The 22759-nt window shown below is 77.7% G+C and carries 21 protein-coding genes; 20 read left to right on the top strand and 1 reads right to left on the bottom strand.

The genetic code is table 11. The annotated features are described in order from the left end of the window. Window positions 1-17 precede the first annotated feature (17 nt). Window positions 18-1337 carry a multidrug effflux MFS transporter gene (locus tag AB8M62_RS02125; RefSeq protein ID WP_369068495.1) on the bottom strand — a complete coding sequence of 440 codons (1320 nt, stop codon included), beginning with the start codon at window positions 1335-1337 and terminating at the stop codon, window positions 18-20. 250 nt (window positions 1338-1587) lie between these two features. Between AB8M62_RS02125 and smc the strand changes: the two genes are divergently transcribed. From smc to dprA, 20 genes are all read left to right on the top strand, one after another. Beyond that, window positions 1588-5178 (top strand): chromosome segregation protein SMC, encoded by a 3591-nt coding sequence (gene smc, locus AB8M62_RS02120; RefSeq protein WP_369068494.1) that lies wholly within the window; start codon window positions 1588-1590, stop codon window positions 5176-5178. Window positions 5179-5275: 97 nt separating this feature from the next. Next, entirely contained in the window at window positions 5276-5560 is a 285-nt protein-coding gene (locus AB8M62_RS02115) for a hypothetical protein (RefSeq protein WP_369054002.1), read from the top strand. 78 nt (window positions 5561-5638) lie between these two features. Continuing rightward, on the top strand, window positions 5639-6856 hold the full coding sequence (gene ftsY / locus AB8M62_RS02110; protein ID WP_369068548.1) for a signal recognition particle-docking protein FtsY: 1218 nt from the start codon (window positions 5639-5641) through the stop codon (window positions 6854-6856). A gap of 217 nt (window positions 6857-7073) precedes the next feature. Next, window positions 7074-8426, top strand: a complete 1353-nt coding sequence (locus AB8M62_RS02105; protein ID WP_369054003.1) for an ammonium transporter — start codon at window positions 7074-7076, stop codon at window positions 8424-8426. Next, a complete protein-coding gene (locus AB8M62_RS02100) occupies window positions 8423-8761 on the top strand; it encodes a P-II family nitrogen regulator (RefSeq protein WP_369054004.1) in 339 nt (112 codons plus the stop codon). The genes AB8M62_RS02105 and AB8M62_RS02100 overlap by 4 nt, the downstream gene beginning before the upstream one ends. Window positions 8762-8810: 49 nt before the next feature. Then, entirely contained in the window at window positions 8811-11219 is a 2409-nt protein-coding gene (locus AB8M62_RS02095; RefSeq protein WP_369068547.1) for a [protein-PII] uridylyltransferase, read from the top strand. Between the two features lie 9 nt (window positions 11220-11228). Further along, window positions 11229-12806: a signal recognition particle protein gene (ffh, locus tag AB8M62_RS02090; RefSeq protein ID WP_369068493.1), complete on the top strand. Its 1578-nt coding sequence runs from the start codon at window positions 11229-11231 to the stop codon at window positions 12804-12806. Between the two features lie 4 nt (window positions 12807-12810). Beyond that, on the top strand, window positions 12811-13899 hold the full coding sequence (locus tag AB8M62_RS02085) for an amidohydrolase family protein (protein ID WP_369068492.1): 1089 nt from the start codon (window positions 12811-12813) through the stop codon (window positions 13897-13899). Window positions 13900-14079: 180 nt separating this feature from the next. Next, complete coding sequence (rpsP, locus tag AB8M62_RS02080) at window positions 14080-14448, top strand: 30S ribosomal protein S16 (RefSeq protein WP_369052852.1); 369 nt, start codon at window positions 14080-14082, stop codon at window positions 14446-14448. Between the two features lie 4 nt (window positions 14449-14452). Beyond that, window positions 14453-14692, top strand: a complete 240-nt coding sequence (locus tag AB8M62_RS02075; RefSeq protein ID WP_369052853.1) for an RNA-binding protein — start codon at window positions 14453-14455, stop codon at window positions 14690-14692. 139 nt (window positions 14693-14831) lie between these two features. Then, entirely contained in the window at window positions 14832-15386 is a 555-nt protein-coding gene (rimM, locus tag AB8M62_RS02070) for a ribosome maturation factor RimM (protein WP_369052854.1), read from the top strand. Between the two features lies 1 nt (window position 15387). Further along, window positions 15388-16209 (top strand): tRNA (guanosine(37)-N1)-methyltransferase TrmD, encoded by an 822-nt coding sequence (trmD, locus tag AB8M62_RS02065; protein ID WP_369052855.1) that lies wholly within the window; start codon window positions 15388-15390, stop codon window positions 16207-16209. Window positions 16210-16370: 161 nt separating this feature from the next. Then, entirely contained in the window at window positions 16371-16736 is a 366-nt protein-coding gene (gene rplS, locus AB8M62_RS02060; RefSeq protein WP_369052856.1) for a 50S ribosomal protein L19, read from the top strand. A 203-nt stretch (window positions 16737-16939) separates the two neighbouring features. Then, on the top strand, window positions 16940-17662 hold the full coding sequence (gene lepB / locus AB8M62_RS02055) for a signal peptidase I (protein WP_369068491.1): 723 nt from the start codon (window positions 16940-16942) through the stop codon (window positions 17660-17662). Beyond that, window positions 17659-18414 (top strand): signal peptidase I, encoded by a 756-nt coding sequence (lepB, locus tag AB8M62_RS02050; protein WP_369068490.1) that lies wholly within the window; start codon window positions 17659-17661, stop codon window positions 18412-18414. Before lepB (AB8M62_RS02055) ends, lepB (AB8M62_RS02050) begins: the two co-directional genes overlap by 4 nt. After that, on the top strand, window positions 18411-19166 hold the full coding sequence (gene rnhB / locus AB8M62_RS02045) for a ribonuclease HII (protein ID WP_369068489.1): 756 nt from the start codon (window positions 18411-18413) through the stop codon (window positions 19164-19166). The genes lepB (AB8M62_RS02050) and rnhB overlap by 4 nt, the downstream gene beginning before the upstream one ends. After that, window positions 19163-19489 carry a DUF2469 domain-containing protein gene (locus tag AB8M62_RS02040; protein WP_369052861.1) on the top strand — a complete coding sequence of 109 codons (327 nt, stop codon included), beginning with the start codon at window positions 19163-19165 and terminating at the stop codon, window positions 19487-19489. The genes rnhB and AB8M62_RS02040 overlap by 4 nt, the downstream gene beginning before the upstream one ends. A 121-nt stretch (window positions 19490-19610) precedes the next feature. Next, window positions 19611-19970: a YraN family protein gene (locus AB8M62_RS02035; RefSeq protein ID WP_369052862.1), complete on the top strand. Its 360-nt coding sequence runs from the start codon at window positions 19611-19613 to the stop codon at window positions 19968-19970. Next, window positions 19970-21535, top strand: a complete 1566-nt coding sequence (locus AB8M62_RS02030) for a YifB family Mg chelatase-like AAA ATPase (protein WP_369068488.1) — start codon at window positions 19970-19972, stop codon at window positions 21533-21535. Before AB8M62_RS02035 ends, AB8M62_RS02030 begins: the two co-directional genes overlap by 1 nt. Further along, window positions 21532-22755, top strand: coding sequence for a DNA-processing protein DprA (dprA, locus tag AB8M62_RS02025; protein WP_369052864.1), 1224 nt, complete (start codon window positions 21532-21534; stop codon window positions 22753-22755). Before AB8M62_RS02030 ends, dprA begins: the two co-directional genes overlap by 4 nt. Window positions 22756-22759: the final 4 nt, after the last annotated feature.

The raw sequence follows: 22759 nt of genomic DNA, 5'->3' as shown, positions 1-22759 counted from the left end.
CGCGCCGGGGACCCTCCTCAGGCGGGCGCGGGCAGCCGCCGCGACCACGGGCGGGCGACGGCGAACAGCGCGGTCGCCGAGACCGCGGCGGCGCCGAGCATGACCACCGCCATCGGCACGGCGGAGGCCTCCCCGGCCAGCCCCACCAGCGGGGACACCAGCGCCGCGAACCCGAACTGCAGGGCGCCCTGCACGGCCGAGCCGGTGCCGGCGGCGAAGCGGACCTGCTCGATGGCCAGCGCGGTGGCGTTGCCGAACGTCAGGCCCGCCGCGTACATCGTCAGCCACAGCAGCGGCAGCACGAGGACGGTCGGGGAGCCGAGCACCAGGACGGCCGCGCCCATCGCGAGCGCGCACGTGATCTGCAGCGACACCCCCGCGGTCAGGACGGTGCGCGGGTCCAGCCGGCGCAGCAGCAGCGCCGAGCTGGAGCTGCCGGCGACGATGCCGATCGCGTTGGCGGCGAAGGCGACGGAGAACCAGCCGGTGCTCAGGCCCAGGACGTTGGTGAACACGAACGGCGCGGCCGAGACGTAGGCGAAGATCCCCGCGAACGCGGAGGTGACGGTGAGCACGTAGCCGACGTAGCGCCGCCGACCCAGGACCCGCCGGGCCGTCGCCGCCACCTGCGCGGCGCCGCCGCTGTGCCGGCGCTCGGCGGGCAGCGTCTCGGGCAGCAGGAGCAGCACGGCCAGCGTCATGACGAGGGACGCGGCCGCGATGACGCCGAAGATGCCGCGCCAGCCCACCGGCCCGGCCAGCAGGCCGCCGAGGATCGGGGCCACGACGGGGGCGACGCCCTGGATGACGGCCAGCGTGGAGAAGGCGCGGGCCGCGGCCCGGCCGGAGGAGACGTCGGCGACGACGGCGCGGCCGATGACCAGCCCGGCCGCGCCCGAGAAGCCCTGCACGAAGCGGGCCACGACCATCACCGCGATCGAGGGGGTCAGGACGCACACCACCCCCGCGGCGAAGCACGTCGCTGCCCCCACCAGGAGCAGGCGGCGCCGGCCGAGGCGGTCGGACAGGGGCCCGAGCACGAGCTGTCCCAGCGCCATGCCGGCCATGAAGGTGGTCAGCGTCAGCTGCACCGCGGTCGCCGAGGTGGACAGGTCGCCGCTGATCGCCGGGAACGCCGGCAGGTACATGTCGATCGAGAGCGGGCCGATCGAGCACAGCAGCGCGACGACGAGCAGCACGCGCAGCGGCACGGACCGCTCGGCGGCCGGGCCGGGGGCGCTCGCGCCGGGGCCCGGCGGTGGGGCGAGGGGGGCGAGGGGGACGGGGCGGGGGCGGGGCAGTCGCGCGCGCAGCGACGCGACCGTGGGGGTCGACACGGGTGTCCTCTCGGCTCGGGGAGCGGTCGTCCTCGGTCCGCCCGTCTCCGGACGGTCGTCGGCCTCGGACGACGGTGTCCTGGAGCCACGACCGTCGTACCACGGGACGGGGGGTGATCGCCCGTCCGGCGCGCGCCGCACCCGGCCCCGCGCCCGGCCCGCACCCGGCCCCGCACCGCCGCGCACCGCCCGTCCGGCGGCCCGCGCGGCGCGCCGGTGCGGGCGCCCGGCGTGGTTAGGCTCGACGACCGTGCACCTGAAGACCCTCACCCTCAAGGGGTTCAAGTCGTTCGCCTCGGCGACGACGCTGCGCCTGGAGCCGGGGATCACGTGCGTCGTCGGCCCCAACGGCTCCGGCAAGTCCAACGTGGTCGACGCCCTGGCGTGGGTGATGGGCGAGCACAGCGCCAAGACGCTGCGCGGCGGCAAGATGGAGGACGTCATCTTCGCCGGCACGACCGGCGCGTCCGGCCGCGCGGCGCTGGGCCGCGCCGAGGTCAGCCTGACGATCGACAACTCCGACGGCGCGCTGCCCATCGAGTACGCCGAGGTGACGGTCACCCGCACGATGTTCCGCACGGGCGGCTCGGAGTACGCCATCAACGGCGCCCCGTGCCGGCTGCTGGACGTGCAGGAGCTGCTCAGCGACTCCGGCATCGGCCGCGAGATGCACGTCATCGTCGGCCAGGGGCAGATCGACGCGGTGCTGCGCGCCTCCCCGGAGGAGCGCCGCGGGTTCGTCGAGGAGGCCGCCGGCGTCCTCAAGCACCGCCGCCGCAAGGAGAAGGCGCTGCGCAAGCTGGACGCGATGGAGGCCAACCTCACGCGGGTGGCCGACCTGGTCGTCGAGGTGCGCCGCCAGCTGAAGCCGCTGGGCCGGCAGGCCGAGGCGGCCCGGCGCGCGCAGGTGGTGCAGGCCGACCTGCGCGACGCCCGCTGCCGTCTGCTGGCCGACGACCTGGTCCAGGCCGTGAGCGCGCTGGCCCGCGACGAGGCCGACGAGGCCGCCCTGAAGGCCCGCCAGGCGCAGGTGGAGGCGGACCTGTCGCAGGCCGCCGAGCGCCTGGCCGCGGCCGAGGCCCGCGCCGCGGCCGCCGCGCCGGAGCTGGCCCGCGCGGTGGAGACGCACCACCGCCTGCAGGCGCTGGCCGAGCGCCTGGGCGGGGTGCGGGCGCTGGCCGCCGAGCGGCTGCGCCTGCTGGCGGCCGAGCCGGAGGAGGCCGCGGGGCGCCGCGACCCGCAGGAGCTGGCGCGCTCGGCGGAGCGGGTGCGGGCGGAGGAGGCCGAGCTGGCCGGGCGCGTGGCCGCCGGCCGCGCCGCGCTGGACGAGGTGCTGGCGCGGCGCGCGGACGCGGACGCCGCCGCGCTCGCGGAGGACCGGCGGGTCGCGGCGGCGCTGCGCGCGGCCGCGGACCGCCGCGAGGGCCTGGCCCGGTTGCAGGGGCAGGTGGCGGCCCGGCGCTCGCGCGTGGAGGCCGGCGAGGCGGAGGCCGAGCGCCTGGCGCAGGCGCTGGCGGAGGCCGAGGAGCGCGGCGCCGGCGCCCGGGAGCGCTTCGCGGCGCTGGAGGCGCAGGTCGCGGGCGTGGAGGAGGGCGAGGAGGACCTCGACGCCGAGCACGAGCGCGCCTCGGCCGCGCTGGCGGAGGCCGAGGAGGCGCTGCGCGCGGCCCGCGAGGAGGAGCGCGAGGCCGAGCGCGAGCGCACCAGCTGGCGCGCCCGCCACGAGGCGCTGGAGCTGGGCCTGGCCCGCGGGGACGGGGCGGGCACGCTGCTGGCGGCCGGTGACCGGCTGTCGGGGGTGCTGGGCTCGGTGGCGGCGCTGCTGAGCGTGGAGCCGGGCTTCGAGCAGGCCGTGGCGGCGGCGCTGGGCGCGGCCGCCGACGCGGTGGCGGTCGCCTCGCCGGCCGAGGCGGTGGCGGCGCTGGAGCACCTGAAGGACGGCGACGCCGGGCGGGCGCACCTGGTGGTCGCCGGAGCCCCCGCCGGCGGGCACGAGCCCGCGGCGGCCTGCGGGGACCTGCCCCCCGGCGCCCGCCCCGCCCTGGACCTCGTCACCGCGCCGGCCGAGCTGGGCGCGCCGCTGGCCCGGCTGCTGGGCGACGCCGTCGTGTGCGAGGATCTGGCCGCGGCGCGCGGGGTCCTGGTCGCGCGCCCGGACCTCGTGGCCGTCACCCGCGCCGGCGACCTGCTGGCGGCGCACCGGGCCGCGGGCGGGTCGGCGTCCGCGCCGAGCCTGCTGCAGGTGCAGGCGGCCGTCGACGAGGCCGCCGACGCCCTGCGCGCGGCCGAGCGGCGCGGGGAGCGGGCCGCGGGGGCCGTCGCCGCGGCCGAGGAGGCCCGCGCGGCGGGCGAGGAGCGCGTGCGCGCGGCGCTGGAGCACCTGCACGAGTCCGACGCGCGGATGAACGCCGTGGCCGAGCAGCTGGCCGAGCTGGGCGCGGCCGTGCGCTCGGCCGGCGCGGAGGCCGACCGGGCCCGCGCGGCCCGCGAGGCGGTGCTGGGGCGCCTGGCGAGCGACCGCGCGGAGCTGGAGGAGCTCAGCGAGCGCGCGGAGCTGGCCGCGGCCGCCCCCGAGGAGGACGGCGACGTCGGCACCGACGAGCGCGACCGCCTGGCCGAGGCGGCCCGCGCGCTGGGCCGGGAGGAGACCGAGGCGCGGCTGGCGCTGCGGACGACGGAGGAGCGGGCGCGGGCGCTGGCCGGGCGCGCCGACGCCCTGGAGCGCCAGGCCGCTGAGGAGCGCGCGGCGCTGGAGCGGGCGGCGGCCCGCCGGGTGCGCCGGGCCCGGCAGGCCGAGGTCGCCACCCGGGTGCGCGAGGGGGCCGAGCGGGCGCTGGCGGTCCACGCCGCCTCGGCGGCCGAGGCCGCCGCCCTGCGCGCGGCCGCGGAGGAGGCGCGCGCCCGCTTCGCGCAGGAGGTCAGCGGTGCGCGCGGCGCCGTGGAGGGGCTGCAGGCCGAGCAGCAGCGGCTGGGCGACTCCCGGCACGCCGACGAGGTGGCCCGCGCGCAGCAGCGCTGGACCGTCGACCAGCTGCGCCGGCGCGCGCTGGAGGAGCTGGGCACCGACCCCGACGTCCTCGTCGAGGAGTTCGGCCCCGACCGGCCGGTGCCGCCCTCGCCGCCGGCGCCGGGCGACCCGGTCCCGCCGGAGGGCGCCGAACCGGCGGAGCGCCCGTACGTGCGCGCCGAGCAGGAGCGGCGCCGCCGGTCGGCCGAGCGGGCGCTGGCCCAGCTGGGCACGGTGAACCCGCTGGCGCTGGAGGAGTTCGCGGCGATGGAGGAGCGCCACTCCTTCCTCGTGCAGCAGTCCGACGACCTCAAGCGCTCGCGCGAGGACCTGCTGGCCATCGTCCGCGAGGTCGACGAGCGGGTGCAGCGGGTGTTCGCGGAGGCGTTCGCGGACGTCGCGGCGCAGTTCGAGGTGGTCTTCGGGCGGCTGTTCCCCGGCGGGGAGGGCCGCCTGGTGCTCACCGACCCCTCCGACATGCTCACCACGGGCATCGAGGTGGAGGCGCGCCCGGCGGGCAAGAAGGTCAAGCGGCTGTCGCTGCTGTCCGGCGGGGAGCGCTCGCTGACGGCCGTGGCGATGCTGGTGTCGATCTTCCGCGCGCGCCCCAGCCCGTTCTACGTGCTGGACGAGGTGGAGGCGGCGCTGGACGACGCGAACCTGGGCCGGCTCATCACGCTGTTCGAGGAGCTGCGCGGGTCCAGCCAGCTCATCGTCATCACGCACCAGAAGCGCACGATGCAGGTCGCCGACGCGCTGTACGGGGTGACGATGCGCGGGGACGGCGTGTCCACGGTGGTCAGCCAGCGCCTGCGGGAGCCGTCACCCGCGTGACCGTTCGGTGACTCTCCGGTGAGGTATCCATCACGGAGCGGTGACGACACGGCGGGTCCGGTGGTGCGGCGCGGGGCCCCGGTGCATCGTGGGACGCGTGGTGCTGACGACCCTGATCGTGACGTTCGTCCTCGTCGTGGGGCTCGCGGCGGCGGTCCTGCTCGTCGTCGCGGCGCCGCCGCTGCGCGCGGGCGGCAACCGCTGGATCGCCCGCTACGACGCCTGGTGGGAGCGGGTCTCCCCGCGGGTGCGCGCCACCCGGACCCGCGTGCAGGACCGCGCGGTGACGATCGCCCGTCCCGTGGTGGAGGACGCCGCGGCCCGCCTGCAGGCGCAGCGCGCCCGCCGCACCGACGAGCGCGAGACCGCCCACCAGCACTGAGGTCGTCGGCGCCGCCGGGCGCCCGGCGGCGCTGAGCACCGCCCCCGCGGGTCTGGGAGGATCGCGCCCGTGGAAGCGATCGAGATCGTCATCGCCGTCGTCGTGCTCGTCGCCCTCGCCGGGGTGGGCGCGGTCGTGGGTCTGGTGCGGCCCCGCCGCCGCCGCGACTCCCTGGCCCCGCGCGAGGCCGAGCAGGCCGGCCGCTCCAGCCTGGGGCCGCGCTCCGACGAGCTGCCGCTGCCCGGTGTCGGGGACGACGCCGAGGTCCCGCGCGACTCCCCGTCCCGCGCGGTGGACACCGTCGACCTGCCGGACGCCGGCGGTGACGACCCCGCCGCCGCGCCCGCGCCGGCGCGCGAGCTGGACCGCCCCGCCGCCGCCGCCGGCCGCCTGGTGCGGCTGCGCGAGCGCCTGGCCCGTTCCAACTCCGCCCTCGGCCAGGGCCTGCTGGCGCTGCTGTCGCGCGACAGCCTCGACGAGGCCACCTGGGAGGAGGTCGAGGAGACCCTGCTGCTGGCCGACGTCGGCTTCGGCCCCACCACCGAGATCGTCGACAGCCTGCGCGAGCGCGTGCGCGTCCTGGGCACCCGCGAGCCCGAGCAGCTGCGGGCCCTGCTGCGCGAGGAGCTGCTGAAGGCCGTCGGCACCGACGTCGACCGCACCCTGGCCACGACCCGCCACGACGACCGCCCGGCCGTCGTCATGGTCGTCGGCGTCAACGGCACGGGGAAGACCACCACCGTCGGCAAGATCGCCCGCGTGCTCGTCGCCGAGGACAAGGACGTCGTCCTCGGCGCCGCCGACACCTTCCGCGCCGCGGCCGCCGAGCAGCTGGCCACGTGGGGCGAGCGCGTCGGCGTGCCGACGGTGCGCTCCGAGCGCGAGGGCGCCGACCCGGCCTCCGTGGCCTTCGAGGCCGTCAAGGCCGGCATCGACGCCGAGGCCGACGTCGTCCTGGTCGACACCGCCGGGCGCCTGCAGAACAAGGCCGGCCTCATGGACGAGCTGGGCAAGGTCAAGCGCGTGGTGGAGAAGCACGGCCCCGTCGACGAGGTCCTGCTCGTCCTGGACGCCACGACGGGGCAGAACGGCCTGCGCCAGGCCGCGGTGTTCTCCGAGGTCGTCGACGTCACCGGCATCGTGCTGACCAAGCTGGACGGCACCGCCAAGGGCGGCATCGTCGTGGCGGTGCAGCGCTCGCTGGGCGTGCCCGTCAAGCTCGTGGGCCTGGGCGAGGGGCCGGACGACCTGGCGCCCTTCGAGCCCGAGGCGTTCGTCGACGCCCTGATCTCCTGAGGACGGGCGGGCCGGTCACAGCGCGGTGACGGCCCGCTCACGGGGCGGTGGCGGCAACACGATGTTCACACGGGGGCCGCCGCCGTCACAGGACCGAAACACGAGGGGGCGGCGCCCGTAACGCGCAGGCCCCACGGTGGGGACCGCCCCGAGCCGCGCCACCGCGCGGCGCCCCACCCCCCGCCGGCCCCGCCGGCCTCGTGGAAGGCCCTGTTGCATGGAAGCGGAGCTCAACTCCGGCGACACCGCCTGGCTGCTCACCAGCGCCTCGATGGTGCTGCTGATGACCCCCGGACTCGCGATGTTCTACGGCGGCATGGTCCGCGCCAAGAGCGTCCTGAACATGATGATGATGAGCTTCGGCGCCCTCGGGCTCATCTCCGTCCTGTGGGTGCTGTACGGCTACTCGATCGCCTTCGGCAACGACGTGGGCGGCGGCCTGCTCGGCAACCCCGTCGAGTACTTCGGCCTCAACGGCCTGATGGGCGACGACCCGTCGGTCACCTACCCGAACATGATGTTCGTCGGCTTCCAGGCCGTCTTCGCGATCATCACGGTCGCCCTCATCTCCGGCGCCATCGCCGACCGCGCCAAGTTCGGCGCCTGGATGGTCTTCGCCGGCGTCTGGGCGACCCTGTGCTACTTCCCGGTCGCGCACTGGGTGTTCGCCTTCACCTCCGACGACGGCTCCTACGTCGGCGGCTGGATCGCCAACCAGCTCGAGGCCCTCGACTTCGCCGGCGGCACCGCGGTCCACATCAACGCCGGTGCCGCGGCCCTGGCGCTGGCCCTGGTCCTGGGCAAGCGCAAGGGCTTCGGCCGTGAGCCGATGCGCCCGCACAACCTGCCGCTGGTCATGCTCGGCGCGGGCCTGCTGTGGTTCGGCTGGTTCGGCTTCAACGCCGGCTCGGCCGTGGCCGCCGACAACGTCGCCGCCATCGCCTGGACCAACACGCTCGTCGCCACCGGCGCGGCGATCCTCGGCTGGCTGCTGACCGAGCGCTTCCGCGACGGCCACCCCACCTCCCTGGGCGCCGCCTCCGGCGCCGTGGCCGGCCTCGTGGCCATCACCCCGGCCGCCAACGCCGTCAACCCGGTCGGTGCGATCCTGCTGGGCGCCGTGGCCGGCGTCCTGGCGGCGCTCGCGGTCGGCCTGAAGTACAAGCTGGGCTACGACGACTCCCTCGACGTCGTCGGCGTCCACCTCGTCGCCGGTCTGTGGGGCACCATCGGCATCGGCCTCGTCGGCAGCGCCTCCGCCCCCACGGGCGAGGCGGGCCTGCTGTGGGGCGGCGGGGCCGGCCTGCTGGGGCGCCAGACGATCGGCGCCGTCGCGGTCATGGTCTTCTCCTTCGTCATGGCCTGGATCATCGGCACGATCATCCAGAAGACGATGGGCTTCCGCCTGGACGAGGAGGACGAGGTCGCCGGCATCGACCAGGTCGAGCACGCCGAGACCGGCTACGACTTCAGCGCCCTCGGCGGCGGCGGCGGGAGCCGCCTCGGCTCGCCCGCTCCCACCACCCGTCCCGGCGCCCACTCCACCGGCACCTCGGAGGTCTCGGCATGAAGCTCCTGACCGCGGTCATCAAGCCGCACAAGCTCGACGACGTGAAGTCCGCCCTCGAGGCCTACGGCATCCAGGGCCTGACCATCTCGGAGGCCTCCGGCTACGGCCGCCAGCGCGGGCACACCGAGGTCTACCGCGGCGCCGAGTACACCGTGGACCTCGTGCCCAAGGTGCGGGTGGAGGTCCTCGTGGAGGACGTCGACATCGCCGACGTCGTCGAGGTCGTCGTCAAGAGCGCCCAGACCGGGCGCATCGGCGACGGCAAGGTGTGGACGCAGCACGTGGAGGACGTCGTGCGGGTGCGCACGGGCGAGCACGGCCCGGACGCCCTGTGAGCGCTGCGGTCCCGGGCGGGGTCGCCTCCCCGGTCGCGGGGAGCGCGCGCTGAGCGCTGACCTGCGCACCGAGAGGCTGGCGATGGCGGTGCGGGCCGGGCGACCCGGCCCGCACCGTCGCGCCGAGCTCGTGGAGCTCGTCGAGTCCCGGCTGCGCGTCGTCTGGGCCGACGCCCTCGCGGTCGCCCCGCAGCTGCTCGAGGACCCCACCGGGATCGCGCTGGCGTGCGTGGGCTCGCTGGCCCGCCGCGACTGCGGCCCCGCCAGCGACGTCGACCTCGTCCTCCTGCACGACGGCCGCCGGCTGCGCCCGGAGGACGTGGCCGCCGTCGCCGAGCGGGTCTGGTACCCGCTGTGGGACAACGGCCTGCGCCTGGACCACTCGGTGCGCACGGCCCGCGAGTGCCGCGAGGTGGCCGCCGCCGACCTGGCCGTGGCCACCGGGATGCTGGACCTGCGCGTCGTCGCCGGCGACGGCGGGCTGGTGGCCCGCACCCGCGGGCAGGTGCTCGACGACTGGCGGGCCGGCGCGCGCCGCCGCCTGCCGCAGGTGCTGGACTCCCTGGCCGAGCGCGCCGAGCGCTTCGGGGAGCTGGCCTACCTGCTCGAACCCGACCTGAAGGAGGCCCGCGGCGGCCTGCGCGACGCCGTGACGCTGCGCGCCCTGGCCGCCAGCTGGCTCACCGACCGCCCGCACGGGGCCGTCGACGAGGCCCACCGGGTGCTGCTGGACGTGCGCGACGGCCTGCAGGCCTCCTCCGGCCGGCCCAGCGACCGACTGGTCCTGCCCGAGCAGGACGCCGTGGCCGTCGTCTGCGGGTACGCCGACGCCGACCTGCTGCTGGCCGCCGTCGCCCAGGCCGCCCGCACCGTCTCCGCGGCCGTCGACCTGACCACGCGCCGGGCGCGCCAGTCGCTGCCCACCCGCCGCTTCCGCGCCACCGGCCGCCGCCCCCGGCTGCGCTCGCTGGGCCACGGCCTCGTGGAGCACGACGGCGAGGTGGTCCTCGGCGCCGGGGCCGTCCCGGCCGAGGACCCGGTGCTGCCGCTGCGCGCCGCGGCCACCGCGGTGCGCACGGGGCTGCCGCTGTCGCCCGTGACGCTGGAGCACCTGGTGCGCGCCTGCCCGCCGCTGCCGGACCCGTGGCCGGCCGCGGCCCGCGAGGCCCTGCTGGAGCTGCTGGCCGCCGGGCCGGCCCAGGTGCCGGTGTGGGAGGCCCTGGACCTCGTCGGCCTCGTCGAGCGGTGGGTCCCGGAGTGGACCGGCGTGCGCAACCGCCCCCAGCGCAACGCCGTGCACCGCTTCACCGTCGACCGGCACCTGGTGGAGACCGCCGCCCTGGCGCGCCCGTTCCTGCGCGACACCCCGCGCCCGGACCTGCTGCTGCTGGCCTCGCTGCTGCACGACATCGGCAAGCTGCCCGGCGCGCAGGACCACGCCCGCACCGGCGCCCCGCTGGCCGCGGCCGTGTGCCGCCGGATCGGCCTGGAGCCCGTCGACGTCGCCGTCGTCGAGCGGCTGGTCGCCGAGCACCTGACGCTCGTGGAGCTGGCCACCCGCCGCGATCCCGACGACCCGCAGACGGTCGAGGCGCTCGTGGCGGCCGTCGACGGGCGCGAGGACGTCCTGGCGGCGCTGCGGGCGCTGACCGAGGCCGACGCCCGCGCCGCGGGCCCGGCCGCCTGGTCGCCCTGGCGAGCCCGCCTGGTCGACGACCTCGTGGCCCGCGCCCGCGCCAGCCTCGCCGGCAGCGCCGTGCCCGGGCCCGCCCCCTTCAGCGAGGAGGAGGCCGCGCTGGCCGCCGAGGTCGCCGCGGGCGCCGGGCCGCTCGTGCGGGTGGCCGAGGTCGACGGCTTCCACGTCGTCACCGTCGTCGCGCGCGACCGCACCGGCCTGTTCGCCGACCTGGCCGGGCTGCTGGCCGGGCACCGCCTCCTGGTGCGCTCGGCGCTCGTGCGGACCCTGGACGGGGTGGCCGTGGACTCCTGGTGGGTGGAGCCGCGCACGGGCGAGGCGCCCGAGGCGGAGCTGCTGCGCACGGGCCTGGAGCGCATCGCCGCCGGTGACGTCGCCGTCCTGGAGCGCCTGGCGGAGCGCGACGCGCGCACGCCGCGGCCGGCGGGCGTTCTGCGTGCGCTGGTGGCGCACCCGCGCGTGGTGGTCCTGCCCGGCGCCTCGGAGCGGGCCACCGTGCTGGAGGTGCGCGCCGCCGACCGACCCGGGCTGCTGCACGCCCTGGGCCGGGCGCTGGCCGCCGAGGGCATCGACATCCGCTCCGCGCACGTGGCCACCTACGCCGCGCAGGCCGTCGACGTGCTGTACCTGGCCGAGCCGTCGGGGCAGCGGCTGAGCCCGCCGCGGGTGGCGCGCGCCGTCGCGGCGCTCTCGGACGCCGCCGAGGTGCCCGCGCCGGCCCCGGCCCGCGGGGCGCCGGAGCGGCGGGCCGGGCTCCCGTAGGCTGGGGGCGTGTTCGCCACGCTCTCCGACCGCCTCACCGCGACGTTCAAGAACCTGCGCGGCAAGGGGCGGCTGTCGCCGGAGGACGTCGACGCGACCGTCCGCGAGATCCGGCGCGCCCTCCTCGACGCCGACGTCGCGCTGCCCGTGGTGCGCCAGTTCACCGCCACGGTGCGCGAGCGCGCGACGGGCGCGGAGGTCTCCCAGGCGCTGAACCCGGCCCAGCAGGTCGTCAAGATCGTCAACGAGGAGCTCGTGGCGGTCCTGGGCGGGGAGACCCGCCGGCTGCGGTTCGCCAAGAACCCGCCGACCGTGATCATGCTCGCGGGCCTGCAGGGCGCCGGCAAGACCACCCTGGCCGGCAAGCTGGGCCGCTGGCTGCACCAGCAGGGCCACCGCCCGCTGCTGGTGGCCTGCGACCTGCAGCGCCCCAACGCCGTCAACCAGCTGCAGATCACCGGTGAGCGCGCGGGCGTGGACGTCTTCGCCCCCGAGCCCGGCAACGGCGTCGGCGACCCCGTCTCGGTGGCCTGGCGCGGCCTGGAGCACGCGCAGCGCCAGCACTACGACGTCGTCGTCGTCGACACCGCCGGCCGCACCGGCGTGGACGCCGAGATGATGCAGCAGGCGGTCGACATCCGGGACACCGTCAAGCCCGACGAGGTCCTCTTCGTCCTCGACGCGATGATCGGCCAGGACGCCGTCGCCACGGCCGAGGCCTTCCGCGACGGCGTCGGCTTCGACGGCGTCGTGCTCACCAAGCTCGACGGCGACGCCCGCGGCGGCGCCGCGCTGTCGGTGCGCTCGGTCACCGGCCGGCCGGTCATGTTCGCCTCCACCGGCGAGAAGCTCGACGACTTCGAGCTGTTCCACCCCGACCGGATGGCCTCGCGCATCCTCGACATGGGTGACGTCCTCACCCTCATCGAGCAGGCCGAGCGCGCCTTCGACGCCGAGCAGGCGCAGGCCATGGCGGCCAAGTTCGCCGCCGACGAGGACTTCACCCTCGACGACTTCCTCCAGCAGCTGGCCGCCGTCCGCAACATGGGCAGCATCAAGAAGATGCTCGGGATGCTGCCGGGCATGGCGCAGGTGCGCGAGCAGCTCGACGCCTTCGACGAGCGCGAGTTCGACCGCATCGAGGCGATGGTCCGGTCGATGACGCCGCTGGAGCGGCGCCAGCCGCGCATCATGAACGGCTCCCGCCGCGCCCGCGTGGCCCGCGGCTGCGGGCAGAGCGTGTCCGCCGTCAACGACATGCTGGAGCGCTTCGGGCAGGCGCAGAAGATGATGCGCCAGATGCGCAAGGGCCTCGGCGGCGGGATGCCGGGCATCCCGGGCATGCCGGGGGTCCCCGGCGGGGCCTCGAAGAAGCAGCGGGCGCGCGCGGCCGCGGCCAAGGGCAAGAAGGGCAAGTCGGGCAACCCCGCCAAGCGCGCCGAGCAGGAGCGCGCCGCGGCCGCCCGCAGCACCACCGCCCCGGGCTCGGCGTTCGGGCTGCCCGCCGGCGCCGACGGCCAGCCGCAGGTCGACCCCTCGCAGCTGCAGCTGCCCCCCGGCTTCGACAAGCTCCTCGGCGGGCGCTGAGCCGGTGCCCGCCGCCGAGGCGCTGCACCTGCCCGGGCCGGTCCTGACCGGCCCGGACGGCGAGCGCCCCGGGGCGTGGGTCCTCGGCGGGCGGATCACCTTCGAGCGCCCGCGCGCGGCGAGCACCACGACGCTGCCCGGCTGGGTGCTGCCCGGCCTCGTGGACGCGCACTGCCACGTCGGCATCGGCCCGACCGGCCGGGTCGAGGACGCGGTCAGCGAGGCGCAGGCGCGCACCGACCGCGACGCGGGCGCCCTGCTGCTGCGCGACGCCGGGTCGGCGTCGGAGACCCGGTGGATCGACGAGCGCGAGGACCTGCCGCGGATCGTGCGCGCCGGCCGGCACCTGGCCCGCACCCGGCGCTACCTGCGCGGGCTGGCCCACGAGATCGAGCCGGAGGACCTCGTCGAGCACGTGCGCGCCGAGGCCGCGCGCGGGGACGGCTGGGTCAAGCTCGTGGGGGACTGGATCGACCGCGAGCGCGGCGACCTGGCCCCCTGCTGGCCGGCCGACGTCCTGCGCGCCGGGGTCGCCGCCGCCCACGAGCTCGGCGCCCGCGTCACCGTCCACCAGTTCGGCGAGGAGGGCGTGCCCGAGCTCCTCGACGCCGGCGTCGACGGCATCGAGCACGGCACGGGCCTGCGCGACGACGTCCTGCGCGTCGTCGCCGAGCGCGGGGTCGCCGTCGTGCCCACGCTGGTCAACATCGCCACCTTCCCCGGCATCGCCGAGCGCGGGGAGCCGAAGTTCCCCGCGTACGCGGCGCACATGAGGGCCCTGCACGAGCGCCGGTACGCCACGGTGGCCGCCCTGCACGCGGCCGGCGGGCGGGTGTTCGCCGGCACCGACGCGGGCAGCGTCCTGCCGCACGGCCTGGTCGTCGACGAGGTCCACGAGCTGGCCGCCGCGGGGCTGGGCCGCACCGCGGCGCTGGACGCCGCCTGCTGGTCGGCGCGCAGCTGGCTGGGCCACCCGGGCCTGGAGGAGGGGGCGCCGGCCGACCTCCTCGTCCTGGACGGCGACCCCCGCGCCGACCTCGGGGTGCTGCGCGCGCCGCGCGTGGTCCTGCGCGGGCGGCTCGTGCGCGGCTGAGCGCCGGGCGCGCCGGGCCGGTCCAGCACGGGCGGCGACCTCTGGCATGATGGACGAGCACTCGACCGTCCGCGGACCCTCTCACCGGGGCCGGTCGCGTCCTCAGAGCCCCGCAGCTCGGCGTCCCCACACCGAGCGGTGACCGCTCGTCCAGACCAGAACCGGGAGACACCCCCCACCGTGGCTGTCAAGATCCGCCTGAAGCGGCTCGGCAAGATCCGTTCGCCGTTCTACCGCATCGTCGTCGCCGACTCGCGCAGCAAGCGCGACGGCCGCGCCATCGAGGAGATCGGGATCTACAACCCGATGACCGACCCCTCGACCATCGAGGTGGACTCCGCGCGCGCCCAGTACTGGCTCGGCGTCGGCGCGCAGCCGACCGAGCAGGTCGCCGCGCTGTTCCGCGTGACCGGCGACTGGCAGAAGTTCAAGGGCCTGCCGGGCGCCGAGGGCACCTACCGCCAGCCCAGCCCGGCCACCCGCCCGGGTTCGGCCGCGGCCGCCCCCGCCGCCCAGGCGCCCGCCGGCGCGAGCTCCTCCGAGAGCTGAGCCGGTGCTCGCCGACGCGCTCGAGCACCTCGTCCGCGGCATCGTCGGTCACCCCGACGACGTCCGCGTGACGTCCAAGCCGGGACGGCGCGGGTCGCTGCTCGAGGTGCGCGTGCACCCCGACGACCTGGGCCGCGTCATCGGCCGCTCGGGGCGCACCGCCAAGGCGCTGCGCACCGTCGTCGGCGCCCTCGCCGGGGGCAAGCCGGTCCGCGTCGACCTCGTCGACGTCGACCGCCGCTGACCCCGGCACCCGCACCCCGCGCGCCGGGGCCACCACCGGTGGCCCCGGCGCCGCTGCGTCCGGGCCCGTCCGGCCGCTCCCGGCCGCGACCCCGGCAGCACCCGACCAGCAGCACCCGAGGACAGGGGAGGACCCGCCGGTGGAGTACGTCGTGGCCCGCGTCGGCCGCCCGCACGGCGTGCGCGGCGAGGTGACCGTCGAGCTGCGCACCGACGCCCCCGAGGAGCGCTTCGCCCCGGGCGCCGTCCTGCGCACCGACCCCGCCGCCCGCGGCCCGCTGACCGTGGAGTCCGCGCGCTGGCACAGCGGCACCCTGCTCGTCGCCTTCGCCGAGGCCGCCGACCGCGCCGCCGTCGAGGAGCTGCGCGACACCCTCCTGCTCGTCGACGTCGACGAGGAGGCCGCCGCGGGCGAGGACGACGCCTGGTACCCGCACCAGCTGCGCGGCCTGGCCGCGGTCAGCGCGGCCGGCGTGCCGCTGGGGACGGTGGCCGACCTGCTGACCGGTACTGCGCAGGACCTGCTCGTGGTCACCGGCACCGACGGCGCCGAGGTCCTCGTGCCCTTCGTCGCCCGCCTCGTGCCCGAGGTCGACGTCGCCGGCGGGCGCGTCGTGCTCGACCCGCCCGGCGGGCTGTTCCCCCAGCTGCCCGGGGACGCGCCCGACGGCCCCGGCCCGGCGGGGGAGCGCTGACGTGCGCGTCGACGTCGTCACCATCTTCGGCGAGTACCTGCAGCCGCTGTCCCTGTCGCTCATCGGCCGGGCGCGCGAGCAGGGTCTGCTGGACCTGCGCGTGCGGGACCTGCGCGAGCACACCCACGACCGCCACCGCACCGTCGACGACACCCCGTACGGCGGTGGCGCCGGGCTGCTGATGAAGCCCGAGCCGTGGGGCGAGGCCCTGGACGCCGTCCTGGACGACCCGCCGCCCGGCGCCCGCGAGGAGGGCCCCGTCCTGCTCGTGCCCGGCCCGGCCGGGGAGGTCTTCACCCAGCGCACCGCCGTCGAGCTGGCGGCCGAGCCGTGGCTGGTGTTCGCCTGCGGTCGCTACGAGGGCATCGACGCGCGCGTGGCCGAGCACTACGCCACCCGGGTGCGGGTGCGCGAGGTCTCGCTGGGCGACTACGTCCTCAACGGCGGGGAGGTCGCCGTCCTCGTCGTCGTCGAGGCCGTCGCCCGCCTGCTGCCCGGCGTGGTCGGCAACGCCGCCAGCCTCACCGAGGAGAGCCACGCCGCCGAGCACGACGGGCTGCTGGAGCACCCGGCGTACACCAAGCCCGCCAGCTGGCGCGGGCTCGACGTGCCGCCCGTGCTGGCCGGCGGGCACCACGGGCAGGTCGCCCGCTGGCGCCGCGACCAGGCGCTGCGGCGCACCGCGCGCCGGCGCCCGGACCTGCTGGCGCGGCTGCCGGTGGAGCGCACCGACCCCGCCGACCGCGCCGTGCTGGCCGAGGAGGGGTGGGCGCCCGGCGACGACGGCCGGTTCCGCCCCACGCCCGCCGCTGTGGCAGACTGATCGGTCGAACCGACGACCCAGCCGTGACGGCGGGTGACCGCTGCCCGCTGGGCGGCGGACGGCGCGCCTGCCGCAGGGGGAGCGCCGCGCCCGCACGCGCGTCACGGACCACGAACCCGCGCCGGTGTCCTGCGGCGCCTGCAGGGGAGAAGAGCGACACCATGAACGTGCTCGACACCGTCGACGCCACCAGCCTGCGCACCGACGTCCCGGAGTTCCGGGCCGGTGACACCCTGAAGGTCCACGTGCGCGTCATCGAGGGCAGCCGCTCGCGCGTCCAGGTCTTCCAGGGCGTCGTCATCCGCCGCACCGGCGGTGGCGTGCGCGAGAGCTTCACCGTCCGCAAGGTCAGCTTCGGCGTGGGGGTCGAGCGCACCTTCCCGCTGCACACCCCGGTCATCGAGAAGGTCGAGGTCGTCACCCGCGGTGACGTCAAGCGCGCGAAGCTGTACTACCTGCGCGACCTGCGCGGCAAGGCCGCCAAGATCAAGGAGCGTCGCGACTCCGGGACGCCGCGCGGCAACTGACGCAGCGCCCCCGCACCACGCCGAGAGCCGGGTCCCCGTCGGGGGCCCGGCTCTGCGCGTCCCCGGGCCCGGCGGCGCTCCCGGGCGCTCCCGCAGCGGTGGCGGGCGCGCGCCGCCCCCGCCGGTGGCCGGGCGTGGCAGACTCGGCGGGGCGCCCCGCGCGGGACGCCCGACCGCCGACCCGCCGCACGCCCGGGAGCCCCGTGACGACCAGCCCACCGGCCCCCCGGGTGCACGAGCGGTCGCGCACCGGCCCGCGGTTCCTGCTGCTGCTGGCCCTGGCCCTCGTGGTCGCGCTGCTCGTGCGCAGCTTCCTCGTGCAGACCTTCTCCATCCCCTCGGAGTCCATGAGCCCGACGCTGGAGCCCGGCGAGCGGGTGCTGGTGTGGCGCGTGGGCGCCGGCGAGGACGTGCGCCGCGGCGACGTCGTGGTCTTCGACGGCACCGGCACGTTCGCGCCCGCCCCCGCCGAGCGCACCGGGCTCGCCTCGCTGGGCGTGGCGGCCGGCCGGGTGCTGGGCTTCCGCCCGGGGGAGAGCGACTTCGTCAAGCGCGTCGTCGGCCTGCCCGGCGAGCGCGTCACCTGCTGCGACGACGGCGGGCGGCTGCTGGTGGACGGCCGGCCGCTGGACGAGCCGTACCTGCGCGCCGGAGACGCGCCCAGCGACCAGACCTTCGACGTCGAGGTGCCCGCCGGGCGGCTGTGGGTCATGGGCGACCACCGCAGCCGGTCGGCGGACTCGCGCAGCCACCTGGGCTCGCCCGGTGGTGGCACCGTGGCCCTGGGCGACGTCGTCGGGCGCGTGGTGGCCGTCACCTGGCCGCTGCGCGCGGTGGGGGTGGTGGAGCGCACCGCGCCCGCGGTGGCGGCCGCCGGCGAGGTCGGGCACGGCCGGGACGACGAGCACCGTGAGGAGCGGCCGTGAGCGCACCGGGGGAGCCGGACGTCAGCACCGGCGAGCAGGGCGGGCCGCCGCCGGAGCCGGCCCGCCGCGGGGGCGGGCTGTGGTCGGTCGTCAAGGAGACGGTGCTCGTCGTCGCGGTGGCCCTCGTGGTCTCGCTGGTGGTCAAGACCTTCCTCTTCCAGGCCTTCTACATCCCCTCGCAGTCGATGGAGCAGACGCTGCGCATCGGCGACCGGGTCGTCGTCAGCAAGCTGACCCCGGGTCCCTTCGACCTGCACCGCGGCGACGTCGTCGTCTTCGCCGACCCCGGCGGCTGGCTCACGCCGACCCCGCCGGTCGAGCGCGGTCCGGTGGGCACGGTGGTCGCCGAGGCGCTCACCTTCGTCGGGCTGCTGCCGGAGGAGTCCGACGAGCACCTCATCAAGCGCGTGGTCGGCATGCCCGGCGACCACGTCGTGTGCTGCGAGGCCGACGGCCGCCTCACCGTGAACGGCGAGCCGGTCGACGAGAGCGCCTACCTCGAGGCGGGTACGGCCCCCAGCGCCGACGAGTTCGACGTCGTCGTGCCCGACGGGATGCTGTGGGTCATGGGCGACAACCGCGACGAGTCCGCCGACTCCCGCTACAACGGGGACAAGCCGTACGACGGCTTCGTGCCCGTCGACCTCGTGGTCGGCCGCGCCTACACCGTCGTGTGGCCCGTGCAGCACTGGTCGTGGCTGTCCACGCCGACGTCCTTCGACGGCGTGCCCGCCGCCGGGGACGAGCGGTGAGCGGCCGGCCCGCGGCCCGGCGCACCGGCCGGGGGCCGGCGCCGTCGCTGCGCCTGGAGCGGCAGCTCCTGCGCGCCGGCCACCCCCTCGTGGCCGGGATGGACGAGGTGGGCCGCGGCGCGCTGGCCGGACCCGTCTCGGTGGGCGTCGTCGTCGTCGGCCCCACCACCCGCTCGGCGCCGGTGGGCCTGCGCGACTCCAAGCTGCTGACCCCCGCCGCGCGCGAGGAGCTGGCGCCGCGGGTGCGCCGCTGGGCGCTCGCCCACGCCGTCGGGCACGCGGAGCCGGCCGAGGTGGACGCGGCGGGGATCGTCGCGGCGCTGCGGCTGGCGGGCCGCCGCGCCCTGGCCCAGCTGCCCGTCGCGCCGTCCGTCGTCGTCCTCGACGGCGACCACGACTGGCTCGGCGACCCGCCGGAGACCGCCCTGCCGGGGCTGGAGTCCGCCGGCCCGGCGCTGCCGTGCGCGGCGCCGCCGGTCACCACCCGCGTCAAGGGCGACGTCACGTGCGCGGCCGTGGCCGCCGCCAGCGTCCTGGCGAAGACGACGCGCGACGCGCTCATGGTGGCCCTGGACGCCGAGCACCCCGGCTACGGGTGGGCGGGCAACAAGGGCTACAGCGCCCCCGACCACCTGGCGGCGCTGGCCGCGCGCGGGGTCTCGCAGCAGCACCGGCGCAGCTGGCGCCTGCCCGGACCGCGCGGCGCGGTGGCGACCGGCCAGCTCGCCGCGGGGGGCATGATGGGCTCGTGAGCGCCGAGGACCTGGAGAACTACGAGACCGAGATGGAGCTGCAGCTCTACCGGGAGTACCGGGACGTGGTGTCCCTCTTCTCGTACGTGGTGGAGACCGAGCGGCGCTTCTACCTCGCGAACTCCGTGGACCTGCAGGTGCGCACCGCCGACGGCGAGACCTACTTCGAGCTGCGGCTGCACGACGCGTGGGTGTGGGACGTCTACCGCCCCGCGCGGTTCGTGCGCGACGTGCGCGTGGTGACGTTCAAGGACGTCAACGTCGAGGAGCTGCAGAAGCGCGACATCGAGGTGCCGGACAGCCCGGAGCTGCGCGAGCGCTGAGGCCCGGCCCCGCGCCGCGGGGTCCACAGGACCGGCCGGGCGCCGCCGTCCACACCCCCGCCGCCGCGGACGCCGGCGGGTGCCCGCCCGCCGGGCACGGTGCTGCGCGGAGGTGGTGCCGGTGCGCGCGCAGGACGCGGTCGGGGCGTACGGGGAGAGGGTCGCGGTCCGCTGGCTGACCGGGGCCGGGATGACGGTGCTGGACCGCAACTGGCGGTGCCGGCTGGGCGAGATCGACGTCGTCGCCCGCGACGGGGACGACCTCGTCGTCTGCGAGGTCAAGACGCGGCGCAGCCTGGCCACCGGCTCGCCGCTGGAGGCCGTCACCGCGGCCAAGCTGGCGCGGCTGCGGCGGCTGGCCGCGCGGTGGCTGGCCGAGCACGAGGACGTCCGCCCGCCGCACGTGCGCCTGGACGTCGTCGGCGTGACCGTCCCCGCCCGCGGGGCCGCCGTCGTCGAGCACCTGCGCGGGGTGGCGTGATGGCGCTGGCGCGTGCGCTGGCCGTCGGCCTGGTCGGCCTGGACGGGCACCTGGTGCGGGTGGAGGCCGACATCTCCGCGGGCCTGCCCGCGTTCGTCGTGGTGGGCCTTCCCGACGCGTCCCTGCACGAGGCCAAGGACCGCGTGCGCGCGGCCACGGCCAACGCCGGGTTCGGGCTGCCGCCGCGGCGCATCGTGGTCAACCTGTCCCCGGCCACGCTGCCCAAGTCCGGCTCCGGCTTCGACCTGGCGGTGGCGGTGGCGCTGCTGACCGCCGCGGGCGTCGTCCCGCCGGAGGCGGTCGAGGGAGTGGCCCACCTCGGCGAGCTGGGGCTGGACGGCAGCGTGCGCGCCGTCGACGGGGTGCTGCCGGCCGTGCTGGCCGCGGCGCGGGCCGGAGTCCGCCGCGTCGTGGTCCCGGCCGACGCCGTCGCCGAGGCCGAGCTCGTGCCCGGGGTGTCGGTGCGCGGGGTGCACCGGCTGGCCGAGCTCGTGGCGGACTACCGCGGCGACCCGCCGCCCGGGGCGCCCGACCTGCCCGACCCGCTGGAGCTCGCGGACCCGGTCGGCCCGCCGCCCGCCTCCCCGGTACCGGACCTGGCCGACGTCGTCGGCCAGGCCGACGCCCGCGCGGCCCTGGAGGTCGCGGCGGCCGGCGCCCACCACCTGCTGATGACGGGCCCGCCCGGGGCCGGCAAGACGATGCTGGCGGCGCGGCTGCCGGGGCTGCTGCCCGACCTCGACGAGGAGGAGGCCCTGGAGGTGACGGCCGTGCACTCGGTGGCCGGGGCCCTGCGCGGCCGGCGCGCCGCCCTCGTGACGCGCCCGCCGTTCGAGGATCCCCACCACACCGCCTCCGTGGCCTCCGTGGTGGGCGGCGGCACCGGCGTGCCGCGCCCGGGCGCCGTCTCGCGCGCCCACCGCGGCGTCCTCTTCCTCGACGAGGCCCCCGAGTTCGACGCGCGGGTCCTGGAGTCGCTGCGCCAGCCGCTGGAGTCCGGTGAGCTCGTGCTGCACCGCGCCCGCGGCGCCGCCCGCTACCCGGCGCGCTTCCAGCTCGTGCTGGCCGCCAACCCCTGCCCGTGCGGGCGGGCCACCGGCCGCGGCCTGGACTGCACCTGCACCCCGGCCGCCCGGCGCCGCTACGCGACCCGCCTGTCCGGGCCGCTGCTGGACCGGGTCGACGTGCGCGTCACCGTGCACGCCGTCACCCGCGCGCAGGTCGCCGACGCGCTGCCGGGGGAGCCGACGGCCGTCGTCGCCGCGCGGGTGCGCGCCGCCCGGGCCGCGGCCGCCGAGCGGCTGCGCCCGCACGGCCTGCGCACCAACGGCGAGCTGCGGGGGCCGCTGCTGCGCGGCCCGCTGCGGCTGCCGCCGGCCGTCACGGCCGACCTCGACCGCGCCCTGGAGCGCGGGGTCCTCAGCCTGCGCGGGCTGGACCGCGTGCTGCGGGTGGCCTGGACGGTGGCCGACCTGCGCGGCGCGACGGTGCCCGACCGCGACGACGTGGGCCGCGCGGCCGTCCTGCGCGGCCTGGACGCCCCGGCCGCGGGGAGCGCCCGGTGAGCGGCGCGCTGAGCGGCTCGGTGGACGGCACGGTGACCGGTGCGGTGACCGGTGCGACGTCCCGGGCGGTGGGCCGCTCGGTCCCGCCCGGGCTGCGCCCGGCGATGGACGACGAGCGGCTGGCCCGCGCGGCGTGGAGCCGCCTGGCCGAACCGGGGGACGCGGCCGCCGCGGCCCTCGTCGGCGAGGTCGGGGCGGCGCTCGCGCTGGAGGCCGTGGTCACCGGGCGGGGACCGGCCCGCTGGCGCTCGCGGCTGCAGGACGTCGACCCCGTGGCCGACCTGGCCACCGCCCGGGCGGTCGGGGCGCGCCTGGTCGTCCCCGGCGACGAGGAGTGGCCGGCGACCCTGGACGACCTGGCGCACGCGGCGGCCGGCGACGGGCGCCCGCTCGGCGTGCCGGCCTGCCTGTGGGTGCGCGGGCCGCTGCGGCTGGACGCCGTCGCGGCCCGCAGCGCCGCGCTCGTCGGCTCGCGCGCGGCCACCGGCTACGGCGAGCACGTCACCGCCGAGCTGGCCGCGGGGCTGGCCGACCGCGGCTGGGCGGTCGTCAGCGGCGGCGCCTACGGGATCGACGCGGCCGCGCACCGGGCGGCGCTGGCCGTCGGGGGTGCCAGCGTGGCCGTCCTGGCCTGCGGCGTGGACCGCAGCTACCCCTCGGGCAACGCCGCGCTGCTGGCCCGGCTGGCCCGCGAGGGCGCGGTGCTGAGCGAGGTGCCGCCCGGGAGCACGCCCACCCGGTGGCGCTTCCTGGAGCGCAACCGCCTCATCGCCGCCCTGACCGGCGGCACGGTCGTCGTGGAGGCCACGTGGCGCTCGGGGGCGCTGTCCACCGCCGACCGCGCCGAGCGGCTCCTGCGCCCCGTCGGCGCGGTGCCCGGCCCGGTGACCTCCCCGGCCTCGGCCGGCTGCCACCGCCTGCTGCGCGAGCGCGGCGCCGTGTGCGTGACCGGCCCGGACGAGGTCGCCGAGCTCCTGGGGCGCGTCGGCGAGGTGCACGCCGCGCCGCCGCCGCAGGAGGTGCGCTTCTTCGACGGCCTCAGCGCCGACGAGCTGCGGGTCGCCGAGAGCCTGCCGCTGCGCGGGGCCGCCACCACCGGGCGCCTGGTGCGCGACGCCGGCCTGGACGAGGGGTCGGTGCGGGCCGCCCTGGGGCGCCTGGAGCTGGCCGGGCTGGCGGCGCGCGACGAGGGCGGGTGGCGGCTGGCCCGGCGGCCCTGACCCC

This window comes from Kineococcus terrestris (genome assembly GCF_041020755.1).
In the GTDB taxonomy this organism is placed as follows: Bacteria; Actinomycetota; Actinomycetes; order Actinomycetales; family Kineococcaceae; genus Kineococcus; species Kineococcus terrestris.
This window is presented reverse-complemented; position numbering and strand designations above follow the sequence as displayed.

Bases quoted from the DNA above. Each gene is read 5' to 3' on its own strand.
- AB8M62_RS02105 (WP_369054003.1), top strand. From the start codon at position 7,074: ATGGAAGCGGAGCTCAACTCCGGCGACACCGCCTGGCTGCTCACCAGC.
- AB8M62_RS02100 (WP_369054004.1), top strand. From the start codon at position 8,423: ATGAAGCTCCTGACCGCGGTCATCAAGCCGCACAAGCTCGACGACGTG.
- rplS (WP_369052856.1), top strand. From the start codon at position 16,371: ATGAACGTGCTCGACACCGTCGACGCCACCAGCCTGCGCACCGACGTC.
- AB8M62_RS02030 (WP_369068488.1), top strand. From the start codon at position 19,970: ATGGCGCTGGCGCGTGCGCTGGCCGTCGGCCTGGTCGGCCTGGACGGG.